The following is a 6310-nucleotide window of genomic DNA, read 5'->3' on the forward strand; positions in this document are numbered from 1 at the left end:
CGGAAACGGCGCCCACATCGACGACGCCGGACGGGAACGCCGGATTTATCACCTACTGGTAGTACTAAGTAATCATGCCGACGCAGATCAGTCGAGCGCGGGACGGGAAGGTCACTGAGGCGATGGAGCGCGTCGCCGCGCGGGAGAATTGCGACCCGGAGTTCGTCCGCAAGCAGGTCGCGGCGGGGCAGGCGGTGATCCCGAACAACCGCGGTCACGACGCGCTGGATCCCATGATCATCGGACGGGAGTTCTCCACGAAGGTGAACGCGAACATCGGAAACAGCGACGAGACGGGCGGCAGGCGGGAGGAGCTCGAGAAGCTGCACGCGGCGGTCCACTACGGTGCGGACACGGTGATGGACCTCTCGACCGGCGATGACCTCCATGCGATCCGCGAGACGAACGTCGCCCACTCGCCGGTCCCGATCGGAACGGTTCCGATCTATGAGGCCCTCACCCGCGTCGACGAGGTCGCCGACCTGACGCCGGAGCTACTGCTCGACGTGATCGAGACGCAGGCGGAGCAGGGCGTCGACTACATGACGATCCACGCGGGCGTCCTGATGGAACACCTCCCACTCACGGACGGGCGCACGACGGGTATCGTCTCGCGGGGCGGATCGATCCTCGCGCAGTGGATGGAGGAGCACGGCGAGCAGAACCCCCTGTTCACGGAGTTCGAGGCGATCTGCGAGTTGTTTGCCGCCCACGACGTGACGTTCAGCCTCGGCGACGGGCTCCGTCCTGGATCGCTCGCCGACGCCAGCGACTCCGCGCAGTTCGCGGAGCTGGAGACGCTCGGCGAACTCACGCGAACCGCCTGGGACCACGACGTCCAGGTGATGGTGGAGGGCCCGGGTCACGTCCCCCTCGACGAGGTCGCCGAGAACGTCGAGCGTCAGCAGGAGGTCTGCGACGGGGCGCCGTTCTACGTGCTCGGTCCCCTCGTCACCGACGTGGCCCCGGGCTACGACCACATCACGAGCGCCATCGGCGCGACGGAGGCGGCCCGTGCCGGGGCGGCGATGCTGTGTTACGTGACGCCGAAGGAGCACCTCGGATTGCCCGACTCGGACGACGTCCGCGATGGGCTGGCTGCCTACCGGATCGCCGCCCACGCAGCCGACGTGGCCAACGGTCGCCCCGGCGCTCGCGACTGGGACGACGCGCTCTCGGAAGCGCGCTACGAGTTCGACTGGCGCCGGCAGTTCGACCTCGCGCTCGATCCCGAGCGTGCGCGGTCGTACCACGACCAGACGCTTCCCGGAGACAACTACAAGGAGGCGCGATTCTGCTCGATGTGCGGCGTCGAGTTCTGTTCGATGCGTATCGACCAGGACGCGCGCGCCGCCGACGGCGAGATGGGACGGATCGAGGGCGGGACCGACCTCGACGCCTCCGTCGCGGCCGAGGTGAACCGCCCGCCCGTCGGGACCCACGATACCGACCGACTTCCTGACGAGCCGGCGTTCGACACGGACCGGAGCGCCGATCCCACGACGGAGTCTCCCCCGAACGCGAACGACTGATCCCGTCCTAGCGCGTCGTCGGTGTCGCCCCTGTCGTCCGCGTCGCCGCAGCCGACCGACCTTTTTGCGTCCGGTGCCAATACGCTCCCATGCCCGAGGAACCCGCGGAGAACATCAGCGGCGGCCCGGCCGGCGGCGGGACGGACGGCGCGGCGGACGACCCGGCGTTCGCCCCCGGCGAGGCCGCCACGCGCGCCGAGGCGGTCGTCGACGAGCTCGGGGAGATGTACTGGCAGAAGGCCTACGGCGGGCAGGACGCCTTCGAGTGTCTGGTCCGAACGATCCTCTCGCAGAACACCTCGGACGTGGCGAGCCAGCCGGCCCACGACTCGCTGATGGTCCGGTACGGCGAGGGCGGAGCCGCGGCCACGCCCGACGGGGACCTCGCGCCAGCGCTCGCGACCGCCGACCGCGACGAGCTCGCGGAGACCATCTCCTCGGCCGGGCTCTACAACCGGAAGTCCGAGGTGATCCAGCAGGCCGCGGAGTGGGTGCTCGACGGGTACGGCACCGAGGGCGGCTTCGACGCGTTCGTCCGCGAGGAGGAGCCGGACGCGGTCCGCGAGACCCTGCTGTCGGTCGACGGCGTCGGTCCCAAGACGGCCGATTGCGTCCTTCTGTTCGCGGGCGGTCGCGGCGGCGTCTTCCCCGTGGACACCCACGTCCACCGCATTGCGCGTCGGATGGGGCTCGCGCCGGCGGACGCCGACCACGAGGAAGTGCGGGAGGCCATCGAGGCCGCCGTCCCGCCCGAGAAGTGCGGCTTCGGTCACACCGCGATGATCCAGTTCGGCCGCGAGTACTGCTCGGCCCGCAAGCCGGCGTGTCTGGACGGGCCGGAGGCCTGCCCACTCTACGACCGCTGTGACCGCGTGGGCATCGACGAACTCGACGGTGAAGCCGTCGACCCGGCCGAGGCGGCCGACTGAGGCGAACGGGGCGGCGGTCCGCTCGCTCCACGTCGGTTTTTGATCGGGCAAGCGTCCTGCTGCGCTTGCTGCCACCACCGAGAACGCCTTCGAGCGCTCGCGGGCGCTCAGCGACGTATCGGCACCTCTCCGGTGGGCGGGACAACCCGCGTCTCGCGAGCCTGCCAAGCAAGAGTCCGCGAGCCGCCGCCCGGCAGCCCGCGACTGCCGGCAGCCCGGACCGTCCCCCGGAACCTGGCCCACCGGACCGTTACCGCACCACAGGGTCTGAAAATAGTACGAAATATCGCTTCATAAATCCCAAAAGAAGGGAAAGAGTTATCCCGTGACACCACCCCACACACGGTATATGGCAACCGTACGGCTTGAGAACCTCCGGAAGGAGTTCGACGCGGGGGATATCGTCGCGGTCGACGACGTGTCACTCACGATCGATGACGGGGAGTTCCTCACGGTCGTTGGCCCCTCCGGCTGCGGGAAGTCGACGACGCTGCGGATGATCGCCGGGCTTGAGCGCGCCACGGGCGGACGGGTCCACATCGGCGACGATGACGTGACCGACCTGAGCGCACGAAAGCGGGACGTGGCGATGGTGTTCCAGAACTACGCGTTGTACCCACACAAGACCGTCTTCGAGAACATGGCGTTCGGCCTCCGGATGTCCACGGACCTCGACGAGGCCGAGCGCGCGGAGAAGGTCGAGTGGGCCGCGGAGATGATGGGGATCCCCGAGCTGCTCGACCAGAAGCCGGACGAACTCTCCGGCGGGCAGAAACAGCGCGTCGCGCTCGGGCGCGCCATCGTCCGCGAGCCCGACGTGTTCCTGTTCGACGAGCCGCTCTCGAACCTCGACGCGAAGCTCCGGGTGGAGATGCGCACCGAGATCCAGCGGCTCCAGGAGGAGCTCGACATCACCGCGGTGTACGTCACCCACGACCAGGAGGAGGCGATGACGATGGGCGACCGGATGGCGATCCTCAAGGACGGCGTGCTTCAGCAGGTCGGTGCGCCCAAGGAAGTGTATCGCGCGCCCGCCAACGAGTTCGTCGGGGGCTTCGTGGGCTCCCCGAGCATGAACTTCGTCGACGTACGCAGCGAGTCGGCCGCGGACGGCGTCGCGCTCGTCGCCGCGGACGAGGAGAGCGCCTTCCGGACGACGCTCACGGGCCCGGCCGCGGAGGGCCTGGAACCGAACGAGCCCTACACGGTCGGCGTCCGCCCGGAGGACGTCTCGGTCGTCGACGACGGCATCGCGACGACCGTGGAGGTCGTGGAGCCGGTCGGCGCGGACAACTACCTCTATCTCGACGCGTCCGACTCGTTCATCGCTCGCGTCCCGGCGGCGGTCGAGCCCGCGACCGGCGAGCGGATCGAGGTCGGTTTCGACGAGTCCGCAGTCCACGTCTTCGACCGCGAGGGCCAGGTCGTCAGGAGCGAACGAGACGAGCCCGTGGCGGTCGAGGCGTAGACGCGACGATTCGGGTTTTCTCGGGTTTCTTTCTCGGTCTTCTCTCCTGGTCTTCTCTCCCGGTTTTTCCTTCGCCGCTTCAGGCGTCGAGCCGAACGTTTTTCTCGGATGACGGGGCCATCCCGGACCGGCGGTCGCGGACGTCGAAGTAGCGCGCCGACGTTCGCCGACCGCGAGTGCCGACGGTGTGGATCGCCTGTCAGGTCCAGATCGGGACCGGAGAAACTCACACCGCTCGAGCCGTCCGCGTCGCCCAGCACCGAGATACCTCCGGCTCGAAATTCGGGAAGCGCGTCGAGAACGCGGTGATCCGCGGCCGGTCAGTCGTCCGCGATCGCGGGGTCCTCGGTCAGCATGCCGCGGTCGGCCAGCAGCGCGCGCGTCGAGAGCCGGAGCGCGTGGGGCCAGCCGAGCGGCGTCGCGCTGTCGGGCGTGCCGTCGTCGAAGAACTGTTCGGGCAGGTAGCCGGTGTCTGGGCAGAGCGGACCGTCCGACGCGACGAGCGCCAGGAGGTCGCGCGCCCGGTCGGCAAGCGGCGCGGCGCGGTCGTCGCTGCGGTCGGCCAGCAGCGCCGCCAGCTCGGCGCAGGCGTTCGCACCCCACGCCGTCGAGACGGTCCACACCTTCGGCTCAGCCTGCTCGCGCCGGCGCCAGTCGTCGTCCTCGAAGCGTACGAGTCCGGCGACCGCGCTCTCCTCGGGATCGCGGTGGAGCCCCTCGACGACGGTCTCGACGTGCGAGACCAGCCTGTCGAGTCGCTCCTCGTCGATCGTCTCCACGCGCCCGAACGCGCGGTGGGCGCTCACGAGCGCCAGCGACGCGGAGTCGAGCCGGTCGTCGACCTCGCCATCGACGGTCTCCCGGAGGGCGTAACTGCCGCGCTCGGAGACCCACAGGTCGTCGAGGGACTCGTACACCTCTCGGGCGCGCGCAGCCGCCCGGTCGGCGTCGGGGTGGTCGGTCCCCGCCAGCGACGCGTACGCCTCGAGGAACGTCGCCGTCGTGTGGGTGAACCGGCCGGCCATGTTCTCCCAGGCGTTCTGACAGGCGACGGGGCGCCCGTCGTCGGCCAGCGTCTCGTCGAGTCCGTCGAGCGCCAGCGCCAGCGTCTCCTCGACGCCCGGCACGTCGCCCGTGACGCCGCGGTCGTAGGCGGTCGCGAGGAAGGCGATGACGCTGCCGGTCTGGTCGGCCTGATAGTCGAGGTCCGACCCGTCCTCGAGTCGGGCGTTGGCCCACCCCGGCGCGAGGGTCCCGTCGCGCGGCCACACGCGGTGGGGCCACGAGCCATCCGGCCGCTGGATCTCGACGTAACGCGCCGCCGAGCGGCGGTGCCACTCGTCTAACCCGATGTCGAGAAGGCCGTCGGCGACGATCAGGAACCGCGAGATCTCCGCGTCGTCGCGGAACCAGGTGTACCCGTACCCGCCCGAGTGACGGTAGTGTGGGTCGAAGTCCGGTCCCGCCATCCGGAGCCCGCTCGGTGCCGACAGCAACGTGATCGCGCGCAGGTCCGCGCGCACCCCGTCCGGATCGGCTGCTTCCGCGGGCGCGTCGAGAAGCCGGTCGTCCGCGGCCACGGCGAGCCTCTCCGGGGACCAGTCGCGGTCGAGCACTGCATCGAGTCGTTCTCTGGCCGCTTCCCGGGGAGTCTCGGTGTGGTCCGTGAGTAGGGTCGCGACCGTCGCGGTTCCCTCCTCGAACGGGACGCGGGCGAGCACCTCACCGGAGAGGCGGGCCTCCTCGTAGCGGTCCTCGTCGCGTTCGCGGGGAAGGTCGACGGGCTCCTCGTCCAGCACCTCCGGGAACGTGGTCGGAAGCTGTCCCCGCACGTCGTCGAAACCTGCCGCGCTGGCGAGGAAGTCGTGCTCGTCGCCGTGGTAGAACTCGACGGTGTCCGTGAACCGGAGCTGACCGACGCGGTCGTCGCGACCGTCGGGAGCGAACGACGCGTAGACCACGAACTGGAGGTCCTCGGGGACCTGCCCCTCGACCGAGACGTGCGTCAGATGCGTCTCCCCGAGGCTGCAGTCGTGCTGTTCGACGCGTCCGAACGGCGTCTCGTGGGTCGTCTTCACCAGCGCCGTTCCGTCGACGTACCGCTGATCGTTTTTCCTCTCGTCGAACCAGGTCACGTCACCGTCGACGGTCGCGACTCCGAGCCGGGACCGTTCGATGCCAGTTCGCCCCGAGAGCGGGTAGCCGAAGTCGCGGAGTCCCCCGTGTGGAGCGACGTGGACGAGTCGCCCTGCGTCCCCCGAGAACCGCCCCGTAGTCGTCCGGCGCTCGCCCGGGAAGCGGGTGGGATGACCCGCGTGTCGTTTGTAGTCGTCGAGCGCGTCGCGCAGTTGCATTATCCATTCGGAAGGGATACCGGACTA

4 protein-coding genes are annotated in these 6310 nt (G+C 69.6%); 3 read left to right on the plus strand and 1 reads right to left on the minus strand.

The window, feature by feature from the left end; translation table 11 throughout:
* Positions 1-122: 122 nt before the first annotated feature.
* From thiC to AN233_RS13340, 3 genes are all read left to right on the plus strand, one after another.
* Complete coding sequence (thiC, locus tag AN233_RS13330; RefSeq protein WP_394326208.1) at positions 123-1532, plus strand: phosphomethylpyrimidine synthase ThiC; 1410 nt, start codon at positions 123-125, stop codon at positions 1530-1532.
* Between the two features lie 89 nt (positions 1533-1621).
* The gene (locus AN233_RS13335; protein ID WP_058367264.1) at positions 1622-2461 is read left to right on the plus strand and encodes an endonuclease III domain-containing protein; all 840 of its coding nucleotides are present in this window, start codon (positions 1622-1624) and stop codon (positions 2459-2461) included.
* A gap of 349 nt (positions 2462-2810) precedes the next feature.
* A complete protein-coding gene (locus AN233_RS13340; protein WP_058367265.1) occupies positions 2811-3929 on the plus strand; it encodes an ABC transporter ATP-binding protein in 1119 nt (372 codons plus the stop codon).
* Between the two features lie 320 nt (positions 3930-4249).
* On the opposite strand, the gene AN233_RS13345 is transcribed toward AN233_RS13340, so the two are convergent.
* Positions 4250-6283, minus strand: a complete 2034-nt coding sequence (locus tag AN233_RS13345) for a hypothetical protein (protein WP_058367266.1) — start codon at positions 6281-6283, stop codon at positions 4250-4252.
* Positions 6284-6310: the final 27 nt, after the last annotated feature.

Origin of the sequence: Haloparvum sedimenti (genome assembly GCF_001462205.1) — an archaeon.
Lineage (GTDB): Archaea > Halobacteriota > Halobacteria > Halobacteriales > Haloferacaceae > Haloparvum > Haloparvum sedimenti.